This is a genomic window from Synechococcus sp. BIOS-U3-1 (assembly GCF_014279975.1).
GTDB lineage: Bacteria > Cyanobacteriota > Cyanobacteriia > PCC-6307 > Cyanobiaceae > Synechococcus_C.
This window is the reverse complement of record NZ_CP047936.1, coordinates 1,700,847-1,724,378: the sequence shown is the minus strand read 5'-3', so window position 1 is coordinate 1,724,378 and position 23,532 is coordinate 1,700,847. Positions and strand designations below refer to the sequence as shown.

Annotated in this window: 34 protein-coding genes; 23 read left to right on the top strand and 11 right to left on the bottom strand. The window is 52.8% G+C overall.

What is annotated here, in order from left to right; translation table 11 throughout:
- Positions 1-2: 2 nt before the first annotated feature.
- Positions 3-251, bottom strand: a complete 249-nt coding sequence (locus tag SynBIOSU31_RS09355) for a DUF1651 domain-containing protein (protein WP_186492958.1) — start codon at positions 249-251, stop codon at positions 3-5.
- 252 nt (positions 252-503) lie between these two features.
- On the opposite strand from SynBIOSU31_RS09355, the gene SynBIOSU31_RS09350 reads away from it, so the two are divergent.
- The gene (locus tag SynBIOSU31_RS09350) at positions 504-680 is read left to right on the top strand and encodes a hypothetical protein (protein WP_186489419.1); all 177 of its coding nucleotides are present in this window, start codon (positions 504-506) and stop codon (positions 678-680) included.
- 86 nt (positions 681-766) lie between these two features.
- Here SynBIOSU31_RS09350 and SynBIOSU31_RS09345 read toward each other — a convergent pair whose 3' ends face one another.
- The gene (locus tag SynBIOSU31_RS09345) at positions 767-934 is read right to left on the bottom strand and encodes a hypothetical protein (protein ID WP_186493179.1); all 168 of its coding nucleotides are present in this window, start codon (positions 932-934) and stop codon (positions 767-769) included.
- Between the two features lie 319 nt (positions 935-1,253).
- On the opposite strand from SynBIOSU31_RS09345, the gene SynBIOSU31_RS09340 reads away from it, so the two are divergent.
- The gene (locus SynBIOSU31_RS09340; protein WP_186489418.1) at positions 1,254-1,472 is read left to right on the top strand and encodes a hypothetical protein; all 219 of its coding nucleotides are present in this window, start codon (positions 1,254-1,256) and stop codon (positions 1,470-1,472) included.
- Positions 1,473-1,618: 146 nt separating this feature from the next.
- On the opposite strand, the gene SynBIOSU31_RS09335 is transcribed toward SynBIOSU31_RS09340, so the two are convergent.
- A complete protein-coding gene (locus tag SynBIOSU31_RS09335; RefSeq protein WP_186489417.1) occupies positions 1,619-1,927 on the bottom strand; it encodes a hypothetical protein in 309 nt (102 codons plus the stop codon).
- A gap of 132 nt (positions 1,928-2,059) precedes the next feature.
- Between SynBIOSU31_RS09335 and SynBIOSU31_RS09330 the strand changes: the two genes are divergently transcribed.
- Both SynBIOSU31_RS09330 and SynBIOSU31_RS09325 read left to right on the top strand, forming a co-directional pair.
- Positions 2,060-2,794 (top strand): AhpC/TSA family protein, encoded by a 735-nt coding sequence (locus tag SynBIOSU31_RS09330; protein ID WP_186489416.1) that lies wholly within the window; start codon positions 2,060-2,062, stop codon positions 2,792-2,794.
- Complete coding sequence (locus SynBIOSU31_RS09325; protein ID WP_186489415.1) at positions 2,784-3,368, top strand: pyridoxamine 5'-phosphate oxidase family protein; 585 nt, start codon at positions 2,784-2,786, stop codon at positions 3,366-3,368. Before SynBIOSU31_RS09330 ends, SynBIOSU31_RS09325 begins: the two co-directional genes overlap by 11 nt.
- On the opposite strand, the gene SynBIOSU31_RS09320 is transcribed toward SynBIOSU31_RS09325, so the two are convergent.
- Positions 3,358-3,828 (bottom strand): hypothetical protein, encoded by a 471-nt coding sequence (locus SynBIOSU31_RS09320; RefSeq protein ID WP_370593618.1) that lies wholly within the window; start codon positions 3,826-3,828, stop codon positions 3,358-3,360. The two genes, SynBIOSU31_RS09325 and SynBIOSU31_RS09320, sit on opposite strands and share 11 nt — an antisense overlap.
- Positions 3,829-3,876: 48 nt before the next feature.
- Between SynBIOSU31_RS09320 and SynBIOSU31_RS09315 the strand changes: the two genes are divergently transcribed.
- The 3 genes from SynBIOSU31_RS09315 (at position 3,877) to SynBIOSU31_RS09305 (ending at position 7,784) form a co-directional block, all read left to right on the top strand.
- The gene (locus SynBIOSU31_RS09315) at positions 3,877-5,118 is read left to right on the top strand and encodes a glutathione S-transferase (protein WP_186489414.1); all 1,242 of its coding nucleotides are present in this window, start codon (positions 3,877-3,879) and stop codon (positions 5,116-5,118) included.
- A gap of 215 nt (positions 5,119-5,333) precedes the next feature.
- Positions 5,334-6,029 carry a hypothetical protein gene (locus SynBIOSU31_RS09310; protein WP_186489413.1) on the top strand — a complete coding sequence of 232 codons (696 nt, stop codon included), beginning with the start codon at positions 5,334-5,336 and terminating at the stop codon, positions 6,027-6,029.
- Positions 6,030-7,505: 1,476 nt separating this feature from the next.
- On the top strand, positions 7,506-7,784 hold the full coding sequence (locus SynBIOSU31_RS09305) for a DUF2811 domain-containing protein (protein ID WP_186489411.1): 279 nt from the start codon (positions 7,506-7,508) through the stop codon (positions 7,782-7,784).
- A 156-nt stretch (positions 7,785-7,940) separates the two neighbouring features.
- On the opposite strand, the gene SynBIOSU31_RS14805 is transcribed toward SynBIOSU31_RS09305, so the two are convergent.
- Positions 7,941-8,072, bottom strand: coding sequence for a hypothetical protein (locus SynBIOSU31_RS14805; RefSeq protein ID WP_255477181.1), 132 nt, complete (start codon positions 8,070-8,072; stop codon positions 7,941-7,943).
- A 168-nt stretch (positions 8,073-8,240) separates the two neighbouring features.
- Between SynBIOSU31_RS14805 and SynBIOSU31_RS09300 the strand changes: the two genes are divergently transcribed.
- The gene (locus tag SynBIOSU31_RS09300; protein ID WP_186489410.1) at positions 8,241-9,095 is read left to right on the top strand and encodes an NAD(P)-dependent oxidoreductase; all 855 of its coding nucleotides are present in this window, start codon (positions 8,241-8,243) and stop codon (positions 9,093-9,095) included.
- Positions 9,096-9,115: 20 nt separating this feature from the next.
- Here the strand turns inward: SynBIOSU31_RS09300 and SynBIOSU31_RS09295 are convergent, their stop codons facing one another.
- Positions 9,116-9,331 (bottom strand): chlorophyll a/b-binding protein, encoded by a 216-nt coding sequence (locus SynBIOSU31_RS09295; RefSeq protein WP_186489409.1) that lies wholly within the window; start codon positions 9,329-9,331, stop codon positions 9,116-9,118.
- Positions 9,332-9,460: 129 nt separating this feature from the next.
- On the opposite strand from SynBIOSU31_RS09295, the gene SynBIOSU31_RS09290 reads away from it, so the two are divergent.
- Together SynBIOSU31_RS09290 and SynBIOSU31_RS09285 are read left to right on the top strand one after the other, a co-directional pair.
- A complete protein-coding gene (locus SynBIOSU31_RS09290) occupies positions 9,461-9,835 on the top strand; it encodes a nuclear transport factor 2 family protein (protein WP_186492956.1) in 375 nt (124 codons plus the stop codon).
- A gap of 242 nt (positions 9,836-10,077) precedes the next feature.
- Positions 10,078-10,599, top strand: coding sequence for a DoxX family protein (locus SynBIOSU31_RS09285; RefSeq protein ID WP_186489408.1), 522 nt, complete (start codon positions 10,078-10,080; stop codon positions 10,597-10,599).
- An 18-nt stretch (positions 10,600-10,617) separates the two neighbouring features.
- Here the strand turns inward: SynBIOSU31_RS09285 and SynBIOSU31_RS09280 are convergent, their stop codons facing one another.
- A complete protein-coding gene (locus SynBIOSU31_RS09280) occupies positions 10,618-10,773 on the bottom strand; it encodes a hypothetical protein (protein ID WP_186489407.1) in 156 nt (51 codons plus the stop codon).
- Between the two features lie 47 nt (positions 10,774-10,820).
- On the opposite strand from SynBIOSU31_RS09280, the gene SynBIOSU31_RS09275 reads away from it, so the two are divergent.
- The 5 genes from SynBIOSU31_RS09275 to SynBIOSU31_RS09255 all read left to right on the top strand — a co-directional run bounded on the left by SynBIOSU31_RS09275 (position 10,821) and on the right by SynBIOSU31_RS09255 (position 14,224).
- A complete protein-coding gene (locus SynBIOSU31_RS09275; protein WP_186489406.1) occupies positions 10,821-11,003 on the top strand; it encodes a hypothetical protein in 183 nt (60 codons plus the stop codon).
- A 15-nt stretch (positions 11,004-11,018) separates the two neighbouring features.
- Positions 11,019-11,660, top strand: coding sequence for an SOS response-associated peptidase (locus SynBIOSU31_RS09270; RefSeq protein ID WP_186492955.1), 642 nt, complete (start codon positions 11,019-11,021; stop codon positions 11,658-11,660).
- A gap of 430 nt (positions 11,661-12,090) precedes the next feature.
- On the top strand, positions 12,091-12,327 hold the full coding sequence (locus SynBIOSU31_RS09265; protein ID WP_186489405.1) for a hypothetical protein: 237 nt from the start codon (positions 12,091-12,093) through the stop codon (positions 12,325-12,327).
- Positions 12,324-12,548, top strand: a complete 225-nt coding sequence (locus SynBIOSU31_RS09260; protein WP_186489404.1) for a hypothetical protein — start codon at positions 12,324-12,326, stop codon at positions 12,546-12,548. The genes SynBIOSU31_RS09265 and SynBIOSU31_RS09260 overlap by 4 nt, the downstream gene beginning before the upstream one ends.
- 206 nt (positions 12,549-12,754) lie before the next feature.
- Entirely contained in the window at positions 12,755-14,224 is a 1,470-nt protein-coding gene (locus tag SynBIOSU31_RS09255; RefSeq protein ID WP_186489402.1) for a SagB family peptide dehydrogenase, read from the top strand.
- A gap of 166 nt (positions 14,225-14,390) precedes the next feature.
- Here the strand turns inward: SynBIOSU31_RS09255 and SynBIOSU31_RS09250 are convergent, their stop codons facing one another.
- The gene (locus tag SynBIOSU31_RS09250) at positions 14,391-14,900 is read right to left on the bottom strand and encodes a hypothetical protein (protein WP_186489400.1); all 510 of its coding nucleotides are present in this window, start codon (positions 14,898-14,900) and stop codon (positions 14,391-14,393) included.
- 111 nt (positions 14,901-15,011) lie between these two features.
- Here SynBIOSU31_RS09250 and SynBIOSU31_RS09245 point away from each other — a divergent pair, with 111 nt between their 5' ends.
- The 4 genes from SynBIOSU31_RS09245 (at position 15,012) to SynBIOSU31_RS09230 (ending at position 16,657) form a co-directional block, all read left to right on the top strand.
- Positions 15,012-15,818, top strand: a complete 807-nt coding sequence (locus tag SynBIOSU31_RS09245) for a prohibitin family protein (protein WP_186489398.1) — start codon at positions 15,012-15,014, stop codon at positions 15,816-15,818.
- Positions 15,819-15,882: 64 nt separating this feature from the next.
- A complete protein-coding gene (locus tag SynBIOSU31_RS09240; protein ID WP_186493178.1) occupies positions 15,883-16,083 on the top strand; it encodes a hypothetical protein in 201 nt (66 codons plus the stop codon).
- A gap of 126 nt (positions 16,084-16,209) precedes the next feature.
- Positions 16,210-16,383, top strand: a complete 174-nt coding sequence (locus SynBIOSU31_RS09235; RefSeq protein ID WP_186489397.1) for a Nif11 family protein — start codon at positions 16,210-16,212, stop codon at positions 16,381-16,383.
- Positions 16,384-16,498: 115 nt separating this feature from the next.
- Entirely contained in the window at positions 16,499-16,657 is a 159-nt protein-coding gene (locus SynBIOSU31_RS09230; RefSeq protein WP_186489395.1) for a hypothetical protein, read from the top strand.
- On the opposite strand, the gene SynBIOSU31_RS09225 is transcribed toward SynBIOSU31_RS09230, so the two are convergent.
- Entirely contained in the window at positions 16,648-17,025 is a 378-nt protein-coding gene (locus SynBIOSU31_RS09225; RefSeq protein ID WP_186489394.1) for a DCC1-like thiol-disulfide oxidoreductase family protein, read from the bottom strand. The genes SynBIOSU31_RS09230 and SynBIOSU31_RS09225 overlap by 10 nt on opposite strands.
- Before the next feature lie 163 nt (positions 17,026-17,188).
- On the opposite strand from SynBIOSU31_RS09225, the gene SynBIOSU31_RS09220 reads away from it, so the two are divergent.
- From SynBIOSU31_RS09220 to SynBIOSU31_RS09210, 3 genes are all read left to right on the top strand, one after another.
- On the top strand, positions 17,189-17,500 hold the full coding sequence (locus SynBIOSU31_RS09220) for a TIGR03894 family protein (RefSeq protein WP_186489393.1): 312 nt from the start codon (positions 17,189-17,191) through the stop codon (positions 17,498-17,500).
- A 190-nt stretch (positions 17,501-17,690) separates the two neighbouring features.
- A complete protein-coding gene (locus tag SynBIOSU31_RS09215) occupies positions 17,691-17,999 on the top strand; it encodes a hypothetical protein (protein ID WP_186489392.1) in 309 nt (102 codons plus the stop codon).
- A 182-nt stretch (positions 18,000-18,181) separates the two neighbouring features.
- Positions 18,182-18,469 (top strand): hypothetical protein, encoded by a 288-nt coding sequence (locus SynBIOSU31_RS09210; RefSeq protein WP_186489391.1) that lies wholly within the window; start codon positions 18,182-18,184, stop codon positions 18,467-18,469.
- Between the two features lie 1,092 nt (positions 18,470-19,561).
- Here SynBIOSU31_RS09210 and SynBIOSU31_RS09205 read toward each other — a convergent pair.
- Together SynBIOSU31_RS09205 and SynBIOSU31_RS14800 are read right to left on the bottom strand one after the other, a co-directional pair.
- On the bottom strand, positions 19,562-20,509 hold the full coding sequence (locus tag SynBIOSU31_RS09205; RefSeq protein ID WP_186489390.1) for a hypothetical protein: 948 nt from the start codon (positions 20,507-20,509) through the stop codon (positions 19,562-19,564).
- 1,239 nt (positions 20,510-21,748) lie between these two features.
- Positions 21,749-21,991: a hypothetical protein gene (locus SynBIOSU31_RS14800; protein WP_255477469.1), complete on the bottom strand. Its 243-nt coding sequence runs from the start codon at positions 21,989-21,991 to the stop codon at positions 21,749-21,751.
- Here SynBIOSU31_RS14800 and SynBIOSU31_RS09200 point away from each other — a divergent pair.
- Positions 21,906-23,294 (top strand): glycosyl hydrolase family 57, encoded by a 1,389-nt coding sequence (locus SynBIOSU31_RS09200; protein ID WP_255477449.1) that lies wholly within the window; start codon positions 21,906-21,908, stop codon positions 23,292-23,294. The genes SynBIOSU31_RS14800 and SynBIOSU31_RS09200 overlap by 86 nt on opposite strands.
- The last annotated feature ends 238 nt before the right edge of the window (positions 23,295-23,532 follow it).

The window sequence follows — 23,532 nt, the reverse complement described above, 5'->3', positions numbered from 1 at the left end:
ATTCAGAATTCAGCGTCAGCTGACCACTGGGGCCTGCATGGAAGCCAGCCGACACGAAGGAGTTCACCCCAGAGGCGTTCGGCAGTGTCCTGATTTAGATGCACGCGCGTGGTTAGCAGTGGTGCCTGGTTTGGAAAAGGTCTCCCTGAATCCACGAACATCCTCGGGGCGTGGTTCCAGCTTTTTTCGTCGGCATGGAACCGTTTCGTCTCCTGGGTGCTGGGGTCCTGGATCCAACCATGGCTTGGCATCGTTTGCGTGGGGTAATCAGGGACGCACGCATCCACTCCTCAGCCTTGAACGGTGCATAGGGAGAGCTAGGAGCCATGAATCCTCTGCTGATACATCTGTTCTAGTGCTGTAGTACAGATGTGTCAACGCTTGCCCTGATTGTCCGCCTAGCGCTGCTGCTGTCGTCGTGTTTCGTGTCACGCGTACATTGATAAGCCAGCGAATGGGCTTTAGTCCATCGGTTTTGAGCTGTTGCGCCGACGATGATTTATTTGGCTTTTCGTTACGGCAACCTTGAGATGAGCAATCTCAGTGTTGTTGTGATTGCAGCCTCAGGCGTGCTCTCGTTGGTGTTTTTTGTTGTGGCTTCTTTGAACACCGATACCAAGGGATTAATTGACTCGGCTGTGCAGAAGTTTGACGACGACGATTCAGGTCGTTCCGGGTGATTTCTACAGCGCTGAAATTGTGATTGGCAGGTTCTCCTGCCGTGTCGACGCTCTATGGCCAGTATGCGTGAAGTGTTTTCAGTGGTTCAGACAGGGATTTCAGCTTCGATCTCCCAGCCTTGATCTTTCAGTTCTTTGATCTGCGATGAGGCGTCCTGGGATGGAACTTCCACAAGCAGGAACTCCTTTTCTTGTTGGCAATAGATCCTGGTTTGACCAATCACGGCGGGGACTCCCGGGTGACACATTGCCATCAAACCAGTTTTGTCTCCTAAGACAAGGGAGCTGATCCAGGCTTTCCTATTTGCTCAGATTGGAGCATTGACACAGGCCAGATCGCCGTCAGCGATCACCGTGCGCGGTGATCGCTGAGCAGCATGTTGGTGTTGTGGCCTGATTGTGTCTTGCGCCTTGTTGACTGCCCCTGTTGATGGAGAGTTGACCACTGTTGTTGACTTACTGATGCAACCCCATCTGTTCTTCCACTTCAGATTTCAGGTTCTTGAAGATAGAGTGATCGCTTGACGGGATGGAGTGTTCGTTGCTAGCGCGCAGTTAGTGATGGATTAATCCATGTCTCAGGCACGCGAACTGATCAACGCGCACCTCTACCCAGTGCTTTTGATCTTTGCTGTGATCTATGGAGCAGTCCAGGTCTCCCCACTGGCGAATCAAGCTCGATATTTCAATCACTGTGTTGATGAGGTGATTCGTGAAACTAAGGTGGAGAAAATGTCGTTTGCAGAAAAACGTGCACTCGGCGTGAGGCTCTGTAACGGGACTTCTCTATGAGAGAGCCTTTTCGATCAGTGCTGGAGCCTGAGAAGTTTATGAATGAGGGATCGTTAAAATCACGACTCAATAAATGATGAAGTGGCTCTTATTGCTTGCTGATTCAGCGAAAAAGTGTCTCGGGAGAGGCTTAAGCCAGACGTCTGTTATGAATCAAATTCCCGTTTGAAATAGTTGGTGGCGATCTCCTCTGGCTTGAATCCTTCCAGTACCAGTTCAGCCAGCTCGATCAGCCATGTTCGCCTCATCATCTTTTGATGTTGCTGACCATCAATCGTGCAGGGGAAGACCACGTCATAACCGCGATGCCCAGCAGGGTTCTTCTCTTCCCTGCGTGTGATCGCATAGCCGGCTTCCTGGAGAATGTTGCGGGACAGCTCATAGGGCGTGACCTGCCGCTGAGCTGCCAACCTCTGGACCCTTCCCATGGTCAGCCTTGCCTGTGCTGCTCCCACGCTGCACTGATTACGCCCCTTCGGCAAGTTTCATTCGTTAGGGAGCGGTCATCATCGAGCACCGTTTGCCTTCGAAACAGACCATGCTGACTTCAGGTCAATTCTTCAGTCGATACGGTCCTCAGCTGAGATATGAAAGCACCAGAAGCATTGTTGGAACGCATCGGAGATAGCCATGCCCAAGACCAGGGCTTCAAGCGGCTGATTCTGCTGCTCACACAGCTCGGCGACTTTGACTCAATGGAATACGCACAGGCTGTGGTGCCAGTGCTACCCAAGCTCGAGCAGGCAGGGATCCGCCCCCTGGCCATTGCCATTGGTGATCATGCCGGAGCTGAGCGCTTCTGCTCATTTACGGGAATGCCAAGGGAGTTTCTCCAGGTGGAGCCAGATTCTCAGTTGCATCAGACCCTTGGCTTGTCTCCTGGTTTACAGGCTCCTGGAGGGCCCTGGCCATCTCTTCTGCTGATGTGTGCCGGCATCGGTTCTCCTGGAACCCTCGCCGAGGTGTTGCGTGGTTACACCGGCGACCGTTCGGCTGCTCAGCGCTTCGGCGGCGACGAAATTGTTTCCACAGGCCTCCTGCCTCCAATTCCTGCTGCCCTATTCCGCCGAGCCGGGGGCGAGGGTTTTCAGCGTCCTTTTGAGCTAGCAACGGTTCGGCTGCGCAACATGAATGAGGTGCTCCGTCACTGGAGGACGTACGTGCCGGATGATCGTTTCATCACGCAGCGCGGCGGTACCTTCCTTTTGGATAGCGACGATTCCTTGCTCTACGTCTACCGCGATCGAGGCATTCTTGGATATTCGGCAACCATGCAGCGCCCGCTCGCGTTCCTCGATCCCTGGTTGAATCATGCCGATTGATCAGGAGACTGCGATGAGCCTTCCTCCCTGGCGTGCTCTTGTGCGTGGTGCTCGTCAACGAGAGGGACGCTCTTCTGGAGCGACCTGGCTGCAGTTGGCCACTGCTGCAACGGATGGAACACCCCGTGTGCGCACTTTGGTATTTCGAGGTTGGAGTCCTGCAGGGGAACTGGAGCTGCTCACTGACGTTCGCAGTGACAAGCCTTCTGAGTTGATCAGCCAGCCGAGAGTTGAACTGTGCTGGTTGTTCCGTAAGGCCAGAGAGCAGTTTCGTCTCCGTGGCACTGCCGTTCTGGTCAGTGCTGAGCAGGAACCGGAGGCGTTGTTCGATCATTGGCAGCGCCTGTCTCCCTCCGGTCGCATGGTCTGGGCCTGGCCGTCTCCTGGTGAACCCTTTCATTTGCAAGGGCCCTGGCCAGAAGAGGTTGCCGATGATGAGCCGATCTCCGATCACCTGCTGATCATGCGCATCGCCCTGGATCGTGTTGAGCAGCTCGACCTCAAGCCCCATCCCCACCTTCGCCGTTGCTGGACGGTTCAGGATGGTTGGACCGAGCAGCGCATTAATCCCTGAGCGTCCAAAACGCCAGCCCACCGCCCCGGCCTCGCGCGGCCATCCACCCTTCTGGGCTGCGTTTGATCAGAGCGAAAAACGGCTCCCGACCTTCTTGCGGTGATGGCAGCTCCCGCTTCAATAGCGTGAAGCGGCCGAGCAGCAGTTCTACCTGCTCAAAGCGGAATTTCAGCAGTGGTTGGCGGCCATTCAGTTCGCCTGGGCCTGTGAACTGGAGGGTGAGACCTGACAGGTTCACGGCGTTGCGCAGTTGAAGCCCATCGTCGGAGTTCCCCCTAATTTCGAGGCAGGCACCGATGCTGCGTAGCAGCCAGCCGTTGAGGACACTTGCTTCGGTTTGTCCCTTGGGCCAGATGGTGTTCAGCTGCCAGCACCCCAGCAGGTCGCTAGCAGTCAGTCCTGAACCGGTACGTCGGGCTTGTTTCTCAAGATCCAGTAGATGGCTGTGTGCAATGTCCACGGGTGATCCGCTCTGGCGATGATCATGCAGCGGTGTACCGAGGATGCCATGACCGAAGTCCGATCCGGCGCTGGTGCGCTCAGCTGGTCTGCATTGGATGCACTTGCTCCGCCTGCAGCCGAGCGAATCGATGGTCCTGCTAACGCTCAGGCCACGTTGCGCCTGTTTGGTCAGCCTGAGGACTCGGTTCGGGTCACGTTGTTCCGCGATCACCACGCATGGTGCCCGTACTGTCAGAAAGTGTGGCTTTGGCTTGAGTTTCGCCGGATTCCTTATCGGATTCGCAAAGTGACCATGCGCTGTTATGGCCCTAAGGAACCCTGGTTCACTGCCCTCGTTCCATCCGGGATGCTGCCGGCTGTGGAGCTGGATGGACGTTTGATCACGGAAAGTGATCGCATTTTGGAGGCTCTGGAATCCAGCTTCGGACCTGTCGGCGCTCCCATGGCCGACCGCCGAGTCCGTCGGCTTCGGGATTTGGAACGTCTGCTGTTTAGGGCCTGGTGCATCTGGTTGTGCACTCCTGGTCTCGGAGAGCGACAGGAGCTTCAAGCCCGTGATCAGTTTCAGCGTGTTGCCAAGCAGATGGAGCAGGCACTCGCCAACGGTGGAGGGCGCTGGTTGGATCCCGATGCACCTGATGGTTCGATTCCTGGCACCGCTGACCTTGTGTTCATTCCCTATGTGGAACGGATGAATGCCTCACTCGCCTATTTCAAGGGCTTCGCGTTGCGTCGGGAACACCCGCTCATCGATCGCTGGCTCACGGCTCTTGAACAGCTCGACACTTATCGAGGCACGCAGAGCGATGTCCATACCCATGCCCATGATCTGCCGCCGCAGATGGGTGGTTGCTGGGTTGACGGCAACCAAGCTCAGCAGCGTATGGCTCTAGCGGTGGATAGCGGTTCAGGACTCGATGAGCTTGAACGTCGTTGGAGCTCCTCAGGTGAATCGGTGTCTGCGCGAGCGCGTGCTTTGGAGAGGGTGCTTCGGCATCGCCACACGCTTCTGGCAAGAAATCCTCTGGGGGATCGTTTTGACCAACCGCTGAGGGCCGCACTCACGGCAATGATTCTTGAACAGCCCGTGATACCAGAGAGGGGTTCGGCTTCAGCGCTGCGCTATTTGCGCGACCGCATCTCCGTGCCGCGCGACATGCCGCTGGAGAGTGCCAGGTTGCTGAGACAGGTTCTTGAGTCCACTGCCGCCGAGGATGGTGATCAGCATCCAGATGCACTGCCGTTTGAGCATCGTTTCGATCAGGACCCCAGGCCTTTTTTAAATTAGTGATATCAGTCGATTCGGGGAGACATTGAAGACGTGACGGTGCCGCGTGTTCATGTCTGATAAAGCGATGTGGCCCACTTTTGGGTTGTCCCGGAAGCAACGCCTCGCGCTCTCGCTCCCTAGGCCGAGAGCCAGTCAACCACTCCTCTCCTTCCGCACTGGTGATCCACATAGCGACATGAGCAAAGCAATATGGGAACAGCTCGGAGCTGCTGATGGTGAATGCGAGTCTGAATTGGGCTTCAATCTCAGGGCTGCTGCTGATGGCCCTTTGGGTTCCTGCGCTCGTGGTGTCGTTACGACGCTTCGATGTGTTGATGGATCGGGATCAACCGCGCGAATCACGTCAGGGCTTTGACTTTTTCTGGTTTCTGATCACCCTGGCAGGACGCTGCATCGCCCTACCGCTGGCGGCTTCGATCCTGTTCTTTCAAGGCTGGCGGTTGGATCCGATCCTCCAATTCGGATTGACCCTCCTCGTATGGGGCACCATCGTTGAATCGATCCCCTCCATTCGTGCGGACCACCGTGTGTTGCAGCAACGCTCTGCAGTAGATGGTCAGCAATCCAGCCGTCATCGGGCTCTGGAGCATCGCCTTCGCGATCGTGCCTGGCCCTGGTCATTCGCTCATGCAGTTCTGCCTTTTGCTGGCATCTATTACGCGATCACTCGGCGCACCATCACACCATTGTTATGGGATGTCGTCGCACGTTTTGTCATGTCGCTGATCACTAGCGGCGTGTTGTTAATTCTCCAGCGTTTGTCGGATGGCGAGACAGTGAACTGGATTCCAGTGCCTGTGTTTTGGATGTTGCTCATGGTGAATGTGTTCGCCGGTCTCCTGCCTGTGCGAGTTGCTATCCGGCGCACGCAGGCAGATGCCCGTCGCCGTTTGGAAGCCCACGGTTGACCACGGGTTCTACAGCTCGTTGGAATCAGAAAGGTCGGTTTTTCTGAAAGTGGCTCCAGGGATGCCTGGATCTGTTCCCATCGCGTCGAAGTGTCATCACTCCTGCCCCTCGCCTGAGCTTGAGCACAATATTCCCACTATTGGATTTTTTGCCGGTGAAGGCAATGAGCAGGATGGCTGGTTGCCATATGTGTGTTCGCTGACGAAGGTATGACTATCGAGATCGGAGGCGTTCATGAGAGACGACGGTCCAACACAGCAGACCCCAGAAGCAGACTGACTTCTGGCCCCTGCTCCAACAGTCTCAACCATGACCTGGGTTGGTCGTTTGGTTAGGTACACATCAGATACGTCACGCCAATCGACGCTCCGTTTGCACCGCCCTAGGTGCCCTAGGAGTTCACAGCCCGACACCTAGAGCCAATGGCCCCAGGGCGCCTCTAGCCAGAAGCTTCGACCCCTTCCTTTGCCAACAAGTGATGGGTTGAACAATGCACAAACGAGCGAGTTAGGCCGTCTTTCCAGGGGGAGGGGCGGCCTTCCTCTTTGATCAGGACTCCAGACCTTTTTCGACCATTTCCAGCTGATCGATTGAGTCAGCCATCGCCGTGGCAGAGGCTCGATGCCTGGCTGAAATGATTCTCATCACCAGAACCTGATCGTCAATTCATCAGCAATGCACCACATGTGGCGTTGACGCGCCTCCTGAGTGATCCCAAACTATGGACCCCATCACCCTGGCCCGGCTGCACTAGCAGTGGGGTCTTTTTTGTGGTTGGGCTGGGTTTTGGATGCAACCCATTGCTTGGCACCCTGGCTCCTGTCTGCAGGCTTTGGGATTCAGTTGCGCTTTTGCCCAATCCTTGGAGGCACGCTTTGAGTGCCAAGTAGAAGCCGAACAGTCTCAGACCTGTGGTCTGCAAGCTAGATCCATCGCTTCATGGACTCCAATCCGATGGCTGATGCGCAGCGAAATGAGCTCGAAGCCGGAGCACTGCATGGACATGGGTGAAGGCAACACACATTGCCGCTGTGCAGCGATCTGCCATTGAGAACAAATAAGTAGCAAGTACTACTCCGATTCTCCAACGTCGTTCGCCCCAGCTGTTTCTCAAACGTCTTTGCTCTTGGCGGGTCCTGTGAAACTTCCAGCGATAAGCCTTGCTGATGGTGTGTTGTCCTGTGGAAAACAAGGGGGCTTTTCCACCAAACTCTTGTGCTTTTCCACAGGAAATCTGTAAAAAACCTGATCAAACAAGAAAGTCTGTGGTTTGTGGTTCAGGTGCCATTCGCCGCTTGACAGATGGTCGTGCTCGCTTGAGAAGGTATCCATGGGCCAGATCGCTAGGCAGGAAGACACTGCAGCGGAATGAGTCTCGTATGAGATCAGGGATTGCTGGCAATTCGTCGAGTGCTTTGACGTCCGCCTGGATTCATGGCTTTGTAGTGGCGGAAAGCCGGACGTCCGAAGACTGAATGGATCGCAACAAACTGGAAAGCTGCATCAATCCCGCTCTGGCCATCGCCACTCCTGAGGAGACTCCTTTTGTGAGCATGGAATCTGAAATACCTGAGGTTCTTTTCACTGCAATGAAGGGGTTCATCGGTTCCAATCCCAATTGGGATCAATATCAAGTGATGACCTCTGCATTGGCACGATTCTTGTACCAGAACGGTTGTAGTGAAAGAGCTGTGACTGAGCGCTATCTCGATGATTTATTTACATCGCCTACAGCTGCTCTGCAACAGAAATAGGTAGACTTAAGAAAAGGTCTTAATTTCTCAATTAAAGCCTTTTCTCTTAGATAAGAAAACTATTTTCCAGGGTGAATGAATCTGGACGCATTCAGCCTGGTGAGCGAGCACGATCAAGCCGTCAATCCCGCTTGAGGCGCGGCCTTCGTCTTGAGATCAAAGGCTGGAATAAGCGTTTGCCAACCCCCAAACAGCCCAGGCTGCGACATAGGCGAAGGTCAATGTTGCCCAGGCCGCAGTGATGGAACTGGGGCGCTTGGACAGTGGGAGCTGGATCTTTCTCGCCATTATTTGGATGCCAGACAAAACATCCCCTATTGGTTGCTAAATCTTGGGCGATTGACCACGGATGTCTTCGAGCTCTGACTCAGCGTTCCACTTGGCTGAACGTGGGGAACGGATCAATCGTGCTGGTCCGCCGCTTGTTGCAAGGTGGAAGGGATTCAACGCTGCCGGATGACCACCATCACATTGCTGGGTACTGGCCTTCTTGGCGCTGCGATTGGCCAAAGGCTGATCGATAAGGGCTTCACTCTGACCGTGTGGAACCGCAACCCCGCTCGTTGCGCAGCTTTGGTCCAGGCAGGAGCAAAGCAACTGAACCATCCCAAGGAGGGGCTTGAGGCTGCATCGGCTGTGATCACAGTGCTCCGCGATGGTCCCGTCACCGCTGAGGTCATCGGCAGTCTTGGTTCTTTGACGGGGAGGTGCATCCTGCCGATGGGCACCATGGGAATCAGTGAGAGCGTCGCCCTTGCTGAACAGGTTCGGCTTCAGGGCGGCTCTTTGCTGGAAGCACCGGTGCTCGGCAGTCGCCCTGAAGCGTTGAAGGGCAGCTTGTTGGTCATGGCCGGCGGCGCTCAGGACGTGTTCGAAGCTCAGTTGCCTCTGCTTCGCCAGTTGGCATCAGAGCCGCGCTTGATGGGCGCTGTGGGCACGGGTGCTGCCGCGAAACTGGCTCTCAATCAACTGATCGCCAGCCTCACTCATGGGTATTCACTGGCGCTGCGTTTGGTTCAAGCCTCCGGGCTGGATGTAGATCGCTTCATGGAGGTGCTGCGACCTTCCGCTCTGTATGCCCCCACCGTCGACAAGAAGTTGGAGCGGATGATGTCTCATCAATACGACGATCCCAATTTCAGTACCAGCCTGCTGCGCAAGGATCTTCAGCTCTTTTTACGGGAGGCGCGATTGGCAGGAGTCAATGCCACGGCTTTGGAGGGGCTCGCGAGCTTGTTGGAACGCGCTGATGGAACAGACCTGGACGCGGGGGACTACTCCGCACTTCATGAATTGACGGACGGACGATGATTCGGCGTTCGTCTTGAAGTTCAGCTGAGGTACCAGCGGATCACGGCAATCACTTGCCCGGCAGGACCCTCTCCTGTGATCCATTCGCCGATGATCGCGGCTGCGAATCCCACCATGGCGGTGCGTCCATTGATTCGTTCAACGATCTCAAGTGCTGAGGTATTCCAGGGACGGTTGGTGGTCAGGCTTTCTCCGAATGCTTCGATCGGTTCGTATTGATATCTCTGATCAGGCATGGGACAAATCACTGGAGAGGCCCAGAAGCTTATGCAATCCCCGCAGAAATCTGAATAGTGTGATTTTCCTGTTTGTTTGCTGCTGTGAACGTTGATCGTGTGCGTGAACTGTTTACGAAGCCTTACGGCATGCCCGCTCCCACCGAGGAGCAGTGGAGAGAGCTATACGACGAGAACGTGCGCTTCAAAGACCCGACTCAGGAGCGCCAGGGCATTCAGGCCTATGTCGAGGCACAGGATGGATTGATGCGGCGTTGCGATGACGTCTATCTCACTCCGGCCGCTATCGCCATTGATGGACCTATCGCATTCGTGGAATGGGAGATGGGCCTCAAGATCAAAGGCATTGAATTCATTTATCCAGGCACCAGTCGCCTGCGCTTCAACGCGGCAGGCAAGGTGGAGGACCACAGGGACTACTTCGATTTCGTGGGCCCAACCTTTGAACCGGTTCCGGTGGTTGGTGGTTTTGTGCGCTGGCTTTACAAGCGGTTTGTTGACTGAGCACGGCTCAGTTTCCAGAACAGCAAGCTGAGAGTCGCAGCCCCGAAGCCAAGGAACAAAGTGATCAGGCCTTCTGTTCCCATGTCAAGTGATTGCAATAATGATTCATTCATAACGGCTGGAAGGGGGTCGTGTTGCCGCCTTTGTCTGAGTATTTCTGCTTATTTTCCCTGCGATCCGATCTTTGGGCACACGCGTTAAGGGGTTAGTCCCTTACGTTTCGTAAACTATCTTTTACTTCTGTGATCAGGACAATTCTTACTCGTCCATTTCTTGCTGACGCAGGTCTGCTCTTGCTCCGGGTCTTCACCGGAGTGCTCCTGATCCATCACGGCTACGAAAAGCTCGCCAATATCAGCAATTTCGCCGACGCGTTCGTTCGTCCTTTGGGATTGCCTTTCCCGATCACCCTGTCTTACATCGCAGCTTTCTCGGAAGTTGGAGGCAGCTGGTTGTTGATCACAGGTCTCCTAACTCGTTTCGGTGCTTTAGCCATCCTGGGAACGATGACAGTGGCCATCTATCACGCTGTCAGCACCGCTGGATTCAACATTTATCTGCTGGAGCTTTTAGGTCTGTACTTCGCCTCAGCAACAGCGATTCTTGCTGTGGGTCCTGGCCGGCTGTCTGTTGACGAATTGATTGCACGTCGGTTCAGTTCCGACGCACGTTCCCAGGCAGATCAGCTTGAATCCGCATTTTCTGCAGATCAAGTCTCAATCGAGGCTGTCAAGGCGGATGTGGTTGCCGACGGCGTCGGCTGACACCACCCCTTCCCTGTTTCAGTACACCGACTGAGGCAGGGTAAAACCAGTATTCATATGCTCGAAATCGAGTAAAACCCAGGTGAGCCAAATCACCAGGCCGATCACTCCGCTTACCGCAGCGAAACGGGCAAAATTGCGGGCAACCAGTTCAACAAGACTGATCTCCTTCATGGATGGACTGCGGGGTCTTTCATTTTGCTTGATTTGTCGCCTCGCTGATGCCATTCCAGCTCGACGCTCCCACACTCAGCCTGCTCGTGTTCGGATCGGTCTTCGCAGGTCTCCAGGTCTGGTGGATTGGTGCACTGGTGGTCCGCAACAATCGACGTCGTGGAGAACGCCCTCTCACCACCCAGCAATTCCGTCGCGACTTGGAACGTATCTTCCGTCAGGAATCTTGATTGAGCAGACTTGAGATGTGTGGTCGTTATGCCCTCTCCACGCCTCTAATCAAGTTGCCGCCTGTTTTGCTTAACAGCATGGATCAGGAACATCGCAGTCGCTACGCACCACGGGATTTGATTGTTCCTGGCGAGCCACTGCTTGCATGTCGTACTGATCAATCGGGCCCAGAGGCATCGCTCATGCTCTGGGGTCTGATCCCCGGCTGGCTGAAAGATCCTTCCCAGGGCCCCAGGCCTTTTAATGCCCGTGCAGAAACAGTGGCTGATAAGCCCAGTTTTCGAGCCTCTTGGCGTCATCGACGTTGCCTGATTCCTGCCAGTGGTTTTTTCGAAAAAGGTCGCATCATCAGGCGGATCGATCGCCAACCCTTTTGGCTTGCTGGTCTCTGGGAACGATGGCTGGGTAGTGATGGCAGTGAGGTTGATACATGCACGGTCCTCACCACGGTTCCGAATGAACTCGTCAAGCCGCTGCATCACCGCATGCCCGTGCTGATTCCTGAGGGATTAGAGGAAGCCTGGATGGCAGCCGTGGATGGCCATCAGTTAAAAGCGTTTGAGCCGCTGCTTGGTCCCTGGGATTCCAATGGCTGGGAAGCGGTCTCAAACAAAGATGATGGCCAGCTTTCGTTGCTGTCTGATTTGCTCACTTAATCCCTGTCTGGGAAGAATGCTGGTTTTAGTAACTCCAACCGGCTTCTCACGACCTGCTTTGACCACTTGCTTTGACCACCTGCTGTGGTGTCTTCGTCTGTATTTGCCTGAGGATATTGACTCATTTCCTTATGGTTATCAACAAATATTTCTCAGTTATTGAGTTGTTGATTTGTGGGAATTAGGCATTTCTTGCCCTTTTTTGGGTGTTGGAGATAGTCTCTACTGTCAGCTTATTCAAGCGTTGTCTGATTGAATCAGTTGGCAGTACTTTTGCTTGAAATCAATCAGTTCAATCGTCAAAGCCACGTCAAAATGGAGGCTTTGCATCAATTGATTCGTGCTCCTGGTCGAGGAGACCTTGCTTTTTGAAGCAATTGATACGCCGCGAGGACGTGTGAGTATCAAAATCTAATCGGCAGTGATGATTATGGCTAACACTCAAGCTACAACTTTTCAGCGTCGAGTTGGAGAAGTGCTTATCGCTCAATTCTCCTCGAAGCTACTGCTCAATCTGATTTTTCTCTTGACCTGGTTTTGGGGAGTTTTCTGGATTGTCAGTGCCGGAGAATCGGATTCCAGTGTTTTCTTCGCGGGTCTGCCGGCAATGTTTCTTGTTGCCGGCGCATGGTTCACCTTTCTGAATAGAGGATTTAATAGAAAATGAACAGCTCCACGCAGGCCTCAACTGAAATGCCCAAGAATTTTCGAGCTTACGGCTTTGCCTTCTTTATGGCAGGTGCTTTCTTTCACTGCATGGACTTTCTTGGTGTGGAAGACACCTTGATGTGGGGAATGGGGCTGGGATTTCTTGGAGCATTCCTATTGTCGTTGTATTTCTGGACGCGAATTGCAGTGAATCGGAAATTCTGGAAATATTTAGCCTGATCATTCAGTGCAGCTCGTCTAGTTGTGGCTGAACAGCGCTCAGTTGGCCCGTCGACGTTCTCTAGCAATACGCTTCAAAAGCTTAATGACGACTTTCCGGGATGCAGTGATCTGAATTGATTGTTCGAACGGATTAGTTCTTGGTGGTCAACCATGATCAAGAAGGGCTGGTTTTGGCGTAAACGCATAGAGCTAGTATTGAAGCAATGCTGAGCTATCAATTCCGCGAGGGTGTTCACATTGCTTTTAATGAGAGCGATGTTGTTATTACGACCCCTTATGCCACACGACTGAATTCAATTCAACAAAGCCTACATATTGATCGTCCAACTGATGCGCTGAAGATTCTTTTAAGAGATCTATTAGATCGTGGGGTTAGTCGAGAACAGCATTTAGAGCTTCTCGGTCAGCTTGAAGGCTTTTACACGAAAGGGTTGCTTTCGGTTGAGCTCGTTGGTTTAGAGGGTGCTGCGATTTCTCTTAATCCCGTGAAGTCTTTGCTTCGCCGAAAGAATGCTCCAGGGGGTGACTATCGCGTTAGGTTTTCTAGATTTGTCAATGTTCAGCCTTTAGTTGATGGGCTAGAAATCACATCACCGTTGTCATCTGCAACTGTTCGTCTGAAGGATCAACGATTGTTCCCGATCCTGATGCAGCTTGTTTTGGCGTGCGATGAGGCTACGCTCAAAGAGGCTCTTCCCATTGATCTACGTTCGCATTATGCGGATATTATTTCACTATTGTTGAGCTCAGATATTGCAGGAGTTTGTGATGGTCAAGGTGTCGCAGATATTGATCAAGAAGCTGTTGAGGCGGGCTGGACGACTGAAGATCTTGCGTTTCACTGTCATACGCGTGAACAGATGATTGATGTCTGTCGTTATCAAGCAATCCCCACTTCAAACAATACAAATCAGCTACCTGCGAAGCATCAAAGAATCATTCTCTCTACAGCAGCTCTTCCTAGTCCTTCCCGGATTAATCACAACCTGAGTTTTTTTCAGGTCGTTCGCGAACGTAAAACAATCCGTAGGTATCAGGAGCAGCCGGTTACTGCTGCGGTGCTAAGTGATTTCCTCTGGCATTCCATGCACATACGTGAGGAAATTCTTTGCGATCCGGGACTTTCTCGAGCCTATCCAGGCTTGTTGAGACCTGTCGCCAGCGCTGGAGCCCTTCATTCCATAGAGCTCTATTTGTGCATCAACCGATGTATCGGCCTTCAGTCCGGGTTTTATCACTACGACTCGTGCAATCACTCTCTGGGAAAGCTCCGTGACCTTGGTGAGCCCTGCCTGCAGATGCTGGACCTTGCAGCTGCCTCGACCTGCCGTGCACCTCAAGTGGCTTCTGTTTCACCGGGACTGGGCCAGCGACCCGATGTTCTTGTTGTCATGTCTGCCCGGTACGGCAGAAATGCAAGTCTTCATCAGCAAACTGGTTTGTCTTATGCGTTGATCCTTAAAGATGTCGGGTCGATCTACCAGCAGCTTTATTTGGTTGCGACGGCTCTCGGACTCGCGCCTTGTGGTCTCAGTTTTGGAAGCAGCGAATTGTTTGAGCAGGCATCAGGTCTTTCCAGTCGGCTGGAATGTTCCGTCGGTGAATTCATGATCGGCAACCCACTATCCACGGATGGCTATGGCTTAAGAGCCGGCTCTGACCTGAGGCCTTAAAGCCTGTCTTGGCGAAGACGCCTCATTGTGTTTCTGGGCATCATTCGATTGTCTTGAAGTGAGGGCATCCGTTTCCCTGGCTGTCGTGCACGCGGGTGATAGCTGATCAGCATCATGCCAATCAGAATCAGCATGATGACTGCTCCGGCTCGAAGCATCTGGAGCATCAGCTGATCTCGTCTTCCAGCCCAGGTTGCACTACGCCCTGCTCGAGCGGCAACAACTCCTCGTCGTCGCTGGCTCTGCTGCGTACCGGCGCATTGAAACCTCGAGCGCGTGGATTTTTCACCTCAAACGGTCCTGGTGTCCCGGCCGGTACCGCCAGTCGCAATGCAAAAGGGTGGTCTCCTGGCAGGACATCTCCGATCGATCCCACCCGCGTGCGGTTCTGAAGCACCGGTTCACCGCTGCGATCCAGGATCCGGGCATAAACATCGGTGTCCACAACCGAGTTACGGCTGGGGTTGTTGACGTTCCCGCTCAGGACGTAACAGCTGGCTCCCTCAGGACTGCTGATGTTGCTGCGCTGGCTGTTGCTGTTGCTTGGCTGGGAGCCAGGGTCGGAAGCGTCGCAGGGAGCAAGGGTCACTGAGGTGAGCCGCAGGTCTGCAGCCCATGCCGGTAGCGCCATCAGCAGGAGGGCAACAAACAGCAGTGAGAACAGACTTCTCAGCATGGGACCCAGACAGGATTGGCGGACGTTATCAGGCCTTGATCGGCCCCGCGAGCAGAGAGAGCCGGCTGTCGCTAGAAGAGGGCGAACTTGAGCGTCTGACGCATTCATTTCATGCAGAGCCCTTCGTCGATGCGATCGGTCAACCCAGGAGGTCCTGAAGGAGGCCTGGTGGCGATCGTTGCCCTTGTCCTGGCCGGTTTGCTGCTCTTGGGTCAGGCGCTGTTCGTGGTTCCAGCCGGTGAGGTTGCGGTGATCACCACCCTTGGCAAGGTGAGTGGGGTTCCGCGTCAGCCAGGACTCAACGTGAAAGCACCCCTGGTTCAGCAGGTCTGGCCATTCAGCATCAGAACCCAGGTGAAACCAGAGAATTTCGCCACGCTCACCAAGGATCTTCAGGTGATCCAGGCCACAGCCACCATCAAATACGCCCTGCGTCCGGATGAAGCGGGTCGTGTTTACAGCACGATTGCCAGCAGTGATCGCGATGTGTATCCCCGCATCATCCAGCCTTCGCTGCTGAAGGCTCTTAAGTCTGTGTTCTCCCAGTACGAACTCGTCACCATCGCTTCGGAGTGGAACGATATTTCTTCGCTTGTGGCTTCAACGGTTGCTGAGGAACTGGACCAGTTCGATTACGTGAAGGTTGTAGGTCTGGATCTCACCGGTCTGGAAATTGGTCAGGAATACAGAGCTGCGATTGAGCAGAAACAGATTGCTGAGCAGCAGCTGCTGCGCGCCCAGACGGAGGTCAAAATTGCCGAACAGGAAGCATTGCGTTACGACACGCTCAACGAGAGCCTCGATGATCAGGTCCTCTACAAACTCTTCCTGGACAAGTGGGATGGCCAGACCCAGGTTGTTCCTGGACTGCCAGGAGCTTCCGGCAGTACCCCACCGGTGATTGTCGGCCGCAAGTGATGCTGATCCAGTCTCAGGCTCTTATCAGGCCATCCGCACCTAGGAGGGATGTCCTCCCTGTCGGATGGCTTCTGGGGCCGCTTTGGGCATGAGTCAACGCGCAACCACAGGTCTCTTGCTGTTGCTCTTGTTGGGTTTCATCACCCATTGCGCGGCCCGTACGCGGGTCAGGGTTCAGTACAGGGTGTTGCCGCAGCAGGGACCTTTGCCACAAGGCCCTGCACCCTCACAGCAGCGCAATTCTCTTCCAGGTGTGCTGATGTGACGCTGAGTGTCATTGGCGGGGGATATGGAGGCTTCCATCACGAATGCGCTGGGGAAGAAAAACCGTTGGATTTGAATCTGCTCGTCAGGTTTGGTTAGCGGTGGAGTACCCCTCTGGAGGTTCACCATGTCCATGAAGCAACTGGAGACTTTTCTCACAAGGGCCAACGGCAATGACAACATCCGCCAGGAGGTTGAGCAGTGTGCTGGTGATACAACCTGTGTTGCCAAGGTGGGACTGCGCCATGGTCACAAGTTCTCTGCTGCAAACTTCAGCCGCTGGCAACGCGAGCACAAGTGATGATTTGGGCCGCTGCTTGATGAGCGTGCGGCCCTTATGTAACGGCACGTTGACGACATCCACGCCTTCTTCGCTGAAGCTTTTAGAACCCGCGTGTCGGACTCTTGAATGCTCCATGCAGATCAGCTTCAGCAGTGAACTGGCACATTCAATGGCTGTAATGCTTCTGGAATTGCACGCTGAACTAGAAGAGTTCGCATACCAGCATGACCAGGCCGCCGATGCGGCTGATCAGCTGACCAGCAATTTGCTGGGAAGCGCCTCTCAAGCCTGATCAGGATCCACAGGCAGTCCGCGCACAGCCAGAGCGATTTGTCTTGCGAGAAGCAGTCCTGGATAGAGCCGATTTGCTCGTCCTGAATTGCTGAACAAACCATTCAGCAGGCGCAGCAGAGGATCGCTGGGTGACAGCTGTTGGCAGAGCATCGCGATGGCTTCACTTCCATGCCAGATCTGTTCTTCATCCATCAAAACGGCGCCGTTGCTGAGATTGAACCCTTTGTTGCGTAGTTCAGCTCTCAGTGCATGGTCACTGCGCCCATCCCTGATTACCAGGTCGGGCAGACCACCCATGAGTTCACTGCGCTGGGCGAAATGCCTGCAAAACGGGCAGCCGCCGTCGTAGACGAGAGTGAGAGCCATGCGGACATCCTGGCGTGCTCAGCTGGCCTTCAGCGGACTTGCAGCAGACTTTGAGCGGTTGATTCGGACCAGGGTCTGAGGTCAATTCTCTGTTCAGCTGAGTCAGGCTGCACTCTGAACGGTAGGTTGATGCGATCGATTAGACGGATCGCTTCGGGCTCGAATGGCAGAAAAGGAACTCCTCAGAGAGGTGGCACTTGAGCTCTGGGGCTCAGTCAAGAAGCTGCGTCCAGGCCTACCAAGGGAGTCTCGGCTTGAGCTCACCCTCAAAGCCCTGATGGTGATCGGCGACCTGCATGATCAGGTGCAGGCGGCGGTGGTGGTCGGCGTGATCGCTGAACAGGAACCCCCTGAGAACGAGCCTGAAGGCCAGGACGTGACAATGTCTGCAAACTCCGCAGACTCTGCCCCCGAAGTCGAACAGACACCTGACGGCCGCCGGGTGGTGCGTCGGCGCTCCCGTTCCACCGGTTGAGTTGAGAGCTCGAGCCGGTCGTCCTTGAGACAGCAGTGTTGGATTCTGGCTTTCCTTCATTGTTGTTGCTATTTGATCGGGTGTGGATTGTTATCCGATCGGATGCCTTCAAAGACTGTGAAAATTCAGTGATTCCTGCCCTCTTTGAACTGAGCGTTCTGGACTTCATGTCAGCGACCATGCTGCGCTAATGAGTGCTGGTCTCTCACGTGAATCGCTCAAGGAGCGACAGAGGTATGCGGACTGGTATGAGGAAAAACCTTTGCAGCAACAGTTGCTGATCGATGAGATTGCTGAACAGACCTACTACATTCTTGGGGAAGTTCAGAACAATTTATTTCTCGAGCTTTTAATGCAAAATGGAATTGATACCGCTGATCAATTTGTTGATTCTTTTTGCGTTGAATACGAGGGTGTTGTTGAGTCTGATGAGTTTATAGTTATTATTTTTGAGGGAAATTCATACCTTTTTCGAAGGTTGTGTAGCCGCTCTCAATAAAAACTCGAATTGATTTCTGTGGCTGTTACTAAGCATTCCAGCAGTCAATGTTGTTTAATCGCTCTCATTGCTTCTCGTTGATGGGGCTGCGCCGGATTGCACGGATCAACCATGAGACTTTTCTTGAAACAACTCATTCAGGAAAAATGAGTTGAGCTGTCGTCGTCAAAGGTTTGGGATGGATGAATGTGGTTGAATGTAGTGGCCGCCGAATTCATTTGCCAACCTTTGGAAAGGAAGATCAGAGTGCTTCGACTGGTCTCTTAGCTCCTAGAGTGAATTCATTTGCCACCATTTCTACCGTGTCAGAAAAGAAAAGGGACTGGTCTTTTTATTGGTGGCTGGCTTTTCTTGTCATGGCATTTGTTTCCATGGTGAAAGAGGGAGTCATTATCCCTAATGCTTATGCAGCAATCATCTTTGCTTTTGGAGCAGGCTGGAGCGCTGCAAACTTGAAGAATAAAAGATGACTACTTTCTTGATGGTCATCCACCGCTGCTGAAGATTCGGTGAACGTTGGATGATCGATGACGCGAGGTCAGACAAATGACCACAGCACTGCGTTAAGGAGGTACGGAGGTGTTCTGCAGGAGCCAGAGAAGGATCTTCAACGACTGCTATCTGAACCTTCTCTAAGGCAGAAAATTGAATAGCATCCGGCTTCTGCTATCACGCCAGACGGCATAGACCTATCACCTGCGGAGAATATAGAGCTCTTGCAGCCAATAGAGATTTCAAGGACAGACCTTTGTTATCTGAAAGGTGGCACTCAAGAAATATGAGATAGCAAAATGTGATGGGCTCCAATTAAGCGCAACACGAGCCCTGTTTCAGCAGTTCGATTGTTCTGTTGAGATGCAGAGATTAACTAGCTCACCCGAAAGCCGTGGACGCCATGGCTCCAGGGCATTAAAAACCCCGCACTTGGCGGTATGTGATTGGTTTGATGTTTATATCGGGTGATTGATAGGGACACCACTTCCCGACCATATTGTCAATGACAATTTCTAATCTTGCTGTTACTATTACTTTTACTGCATAGACAAAAGCTGAACTTGAACAAGACAAAACCTATTTTTGACTCCACTTTACGCGCTAGCTTTAATGGCTTGAGCTTTATGCCAAAGCTATTTGCTTTGGGTAATAACTCTTTAGCTCCGGCTCTGAGGCTATACGAAAACCATATCGAGTATTGCGGAGCGTTTGGCTTGAGTAGCTGTAACTATGAGAATATAACAAAGATTGACACCTTTACGATGCTTTTCACTAAATCAGTTGTCTTATACTTTGAGGACACGTCAATAACTTTTTCCGGTAATTTTTACGATGATCAGAGCAGAATGGCGTGCCTTAGGACTTTTTTAAATAAAAGATGTCTATTAACAGAAGCAGCACTAACGGTTGCTGGCGTATTGAAGCAATAGAAATATTCTATTTACTTGTGAATGTACAGTCGGGAGATCGATAGCGACTACTCAAAGCCACCTGCTTTTCCCTTTCGGGTTTTGTATAGCTCTCAGCCCCGTGTTCATGGCTTCAGGCTTCCCGACAAATTGCCGTCTTCAGATCACGCTCACTTGAGACGCATCATTGACATTCAGGAGTAACAGCATCTGGTCATTGCCAACGCCGTAGGACAAGCCCTGATCAGTGAGCGTGAAGCTACCTCCAGCGATGCCTTGAACAAAGTCTTTTCCCACTGTGTAGTCCTGGACAACGGCAACACCCGCACCAGTGACTGCTTGGAATGTGTCTGCTCCTTTATCGCCCCACACAGTGCCAGCACTGACTTGAAGGGTGTCATTCTCAGACCCTCCTCGGTAAATCACACCATCAACGCTTCCGGTGACAACATCCATTCCTCTGTTTCCGTTGACCTGGCTACCTGCTTCAGCGGCAAAAACCTCAAGCCGGTCGTTGTCAGCACCGCCAAGGTATCTACCTTGACCACCCCGAAGAACAATGTAATCCTCGCCATTATTACCATTGGCAAAGTTATTAGAACCTCCCGTAACCTCAAGGAAGTCATTGCCTCCCATTAAAGCTATGTTGAAGTTGGCCTGGCCAGTCAGGGAATCACGTGCATCACTAAGAAATGTTCTAGGAGATATAATTGAGCCAAATTTATTAAAAAATTTAGTCGCGTCTGCACCCCAGAAAATAAGTTGGTTTACATCGCCAGGAGTCTCTCCCAGAGGATATAAAGTATTGTCTTTTCCATGAATTCTAATCACCTTCCCAGAGTCTTTCGCAAAATCAATTGCTTGATAAAGACTGTCGCTGAGACCTGAGCTATACGTAAATCTAATTACAACTGTGGAAACGCCATTATCTGTCTCTGCAGCAATAGGAATCCAGCCGGATGGCCCTCCGTCACTCCCGCCCTTCGATTGAGCATAACTTAAATATTGAAGTTTTACCCTGTTGCCATTGTGGATGAGAAATATTGAAGCTCCTTCTGACGCAACACTTTCAATAGTCGTATTTCCATTTACATCCAAGATTTGCATTCAGAATTAATTCAATATTTCATTGAGATTAACACACACAGTTTTTATGCATAGATTGCATATCAGTTGTGCTGAGGCTGAAGGTTTAGACCAGTGCCAATCCACCATTGGGACATCTCTCCTGGACCTCTTCACCATCTTCCGAATCAATCAAATCCACATCCCCCATTCAGTGTTTCACCTGGGGTCAGAGCATTTGAACGGAAATTTCCGAATACCAATTACCTACCTCCACGGACGCTGAAAGCCCCCCATACTCCCTCTCTTGCTCTTCACAGAGGGCTTCTCCGGGTCTTGCTCCTGACCTGTCCTTTTCTCTCGCCATCAGCCAGTAGTCGTCAGAGCAACGCACAGCAGAAATCGAAAACACTCAAAGGTATTTGGGGATCAACGCCCGCATTTCTTCTCAGAAGATCAGGGAAGCGTGCCATGGATTAGCCGAGTGGAAGCTGATGAGGATCACTGAGATCCTTGAAGACTGATCTGAGGCATCAGCTGGTAGGGGCGACCTCAGCAGGCAAATGCTTCACGGACTGGCTAGTGCGTGCTCTGAAGGGAATACGGGCGCCACTCAGTAATCAATCACATCAAGTGCAATTCGTATGGAGACCACTCTCCCTATTCAGATGCTGACTCTCCTCTCCAGTACAAAGAACTAGCAAGAACCTAGTCACAGACCCTTCAGCTTAAGCGGTCCTTGACAGGAAATGAATGCGTGATTGCACTGATTGCCGAACAGTCCACACAAGATCAACACTGGGTACATCCAATCGGAGGTACCGGATGACGGCAGACACTCCACCTGAGCAGATCTGAGAAGCGATTCGGCTGTCAGTCACTGCTCCAGCGTTTCTCCCAACAAAGATGAGGTGCAATTGATCGGGTCATCAAGGCCGATCCGATCAGCCAAACCTCACGGAAACCTGGTCCCAGAGGCTCACAGCAGGATTGTTCGCTTCTACTTTCTTTCGCTTCACCCACTGTCCTTCGCAACGAATTCAACCAGGATTCACGTTCAGATTCAGACAGGAAGCCAATGAACAAACGAGCGAGTTAGGCCGTTCCATTCATCGGGATGGTGCGGTCACCAAACCAGCAAATTGCTGGGGAAAACCCCCGGAATTCAGCACCAACTCTGAATTCCGGGGGTTCATTCATGCCATTCAAACAAGCTTTGCTCAGCTAAATCTGCTGCACTGTTGAACAAGTCTTTGCAGAGTTTTTGCAGAACAATCTTCACTAAGCAAGTATATCGAGCGAAGCAGCAAGCGAGCCAAACAGCTCCTTATCACGACCAGCATCAATCACACTCTGCTCAACAAAAGAAGCGTTCATGGCGGTCAAGTCAGCACACCATCCTGCAATCTGTGGAAGAGAGCAAGAACTGCTCACCTTGATGCAGAAATCAAGCCGGAACTGGCCATCATCAACCGAACGCGGAGTTAAGAGTCTGAAGTCGGCTTTCGCCTGCGCCCTGCACATGCATCAGCCCACCGTGCCTGCAGGTCTCAATGGAGCACTGATCTCTCACCTGCAGTACATGCTGGAGCACCCAGATGAAGGTGATAACCACAACGCTGAACCTTTCGCTGATTGCTACAAGCGCATGGCCAATCTGATCCCGGAGTTGATCCGAGAGGGTTGCGATCCGAGAATCATGCTCGATTACTCAGGAAATCTGCTCTGGGGCGTCACGCAGATGGAGCGCCGAGACATTACGGAAGCTCTTCATTACCTGGCCTGCGACGCTGAAATGAACAGGCACGTGGAATGGCTAGGCACGTTCTGGAGCCATGCTGTTGCACCCTCCACTCCCATTCCAGATCTGGCTCTGCAGATCAGCGCCTGGCAACACCAGTTCGCCGATCTATTTGGCGACAACGCTCTCCAGCGAGTACGAGGTTTCTCACTGCCGGAAATGCACCTGCCCAATCACCCGGATACTCTTTTTGCTCTAGTGAATAGCCTGCGCGAAGCCGGTTATCGCTGGCTGCTGGTGCAGGAGCACAGCGTGGAGCAGCTGGATGGTTCTCCCCTCAGTTGCCAACAGCGCTTTATTCCCAACAGGCTGGTGGCCCGTTCCTCCTCAGGCGAGGAGATCAGCATCACAGCCTTGATCAAAACCCAGGGGTCCGACACCAAACTCGTCGGGCAGATGCAACCGTGTGAGGAGGCGTTTGGACTCAGTTGCCAACGGCTTGGCAACACAGAGTTCCCTTCTCTCGTTAGTCAAATCGCAGACGGAGAAAACGGTGGGGTCATGATGAATGAATTTCCGGAAGCCTTCCGTCAAGCCAATCGCCGCATTCGAGACAGCAACACTGGTACAGCCGCACTCAATGGATCGGAATATCTTGAACAGCTCGATGCACTGGGACTGAAGACGAGCGACCTTCCCCCCATCCAAGCTGTGCACCAACATCGTTTATGGCAAAGGGCTGGTGCGTCGGGTGGAGTGGAAAAGACTGCGGCAAGCATCGAAGAGCTCAGGTCTGCCAACGATGGTTTTTCGATGGAAGGCGCTTCATGGACCAACAACCTCAGCTGGGTTGAGGGATACGACAATGTGCTCCAACCCATGCAACGCTTCAGCGCAAGCTTTCATCAGCAGTTCGATCAGCAGCTCTCTGAGCAACCACGCTTGTCACAGTCACCAGCATTTCGAGATGCACTAATGCATCTGCTGCTATTGGAAACAAGCTGTTTTAGATACTGGGGACAAGGTCAATGGACCCAATACGCAACTGACATTTACGATCAAGGGATGCGGCTTTTGCACAGATAGTGTGACCTTTAGTGTTCCTAAAAGTGTGACCTCATGGGTCAAGCAAGAGGTTCCACTACTGGCGAAGGGAAAGAGTTGACTTCCTTTGTCAAAGCACTACATCGACCACTGATTGGCTTGGCTTGGGGAGACGCGATTCAAAGGAACGCGTCTCTAGCCACAGTCGACAGCGAACCGCCCCGAGAAAGAAGTAGAACAGATCTGTAACGGCACATACCTGGATCAGCAGGCACGCAAG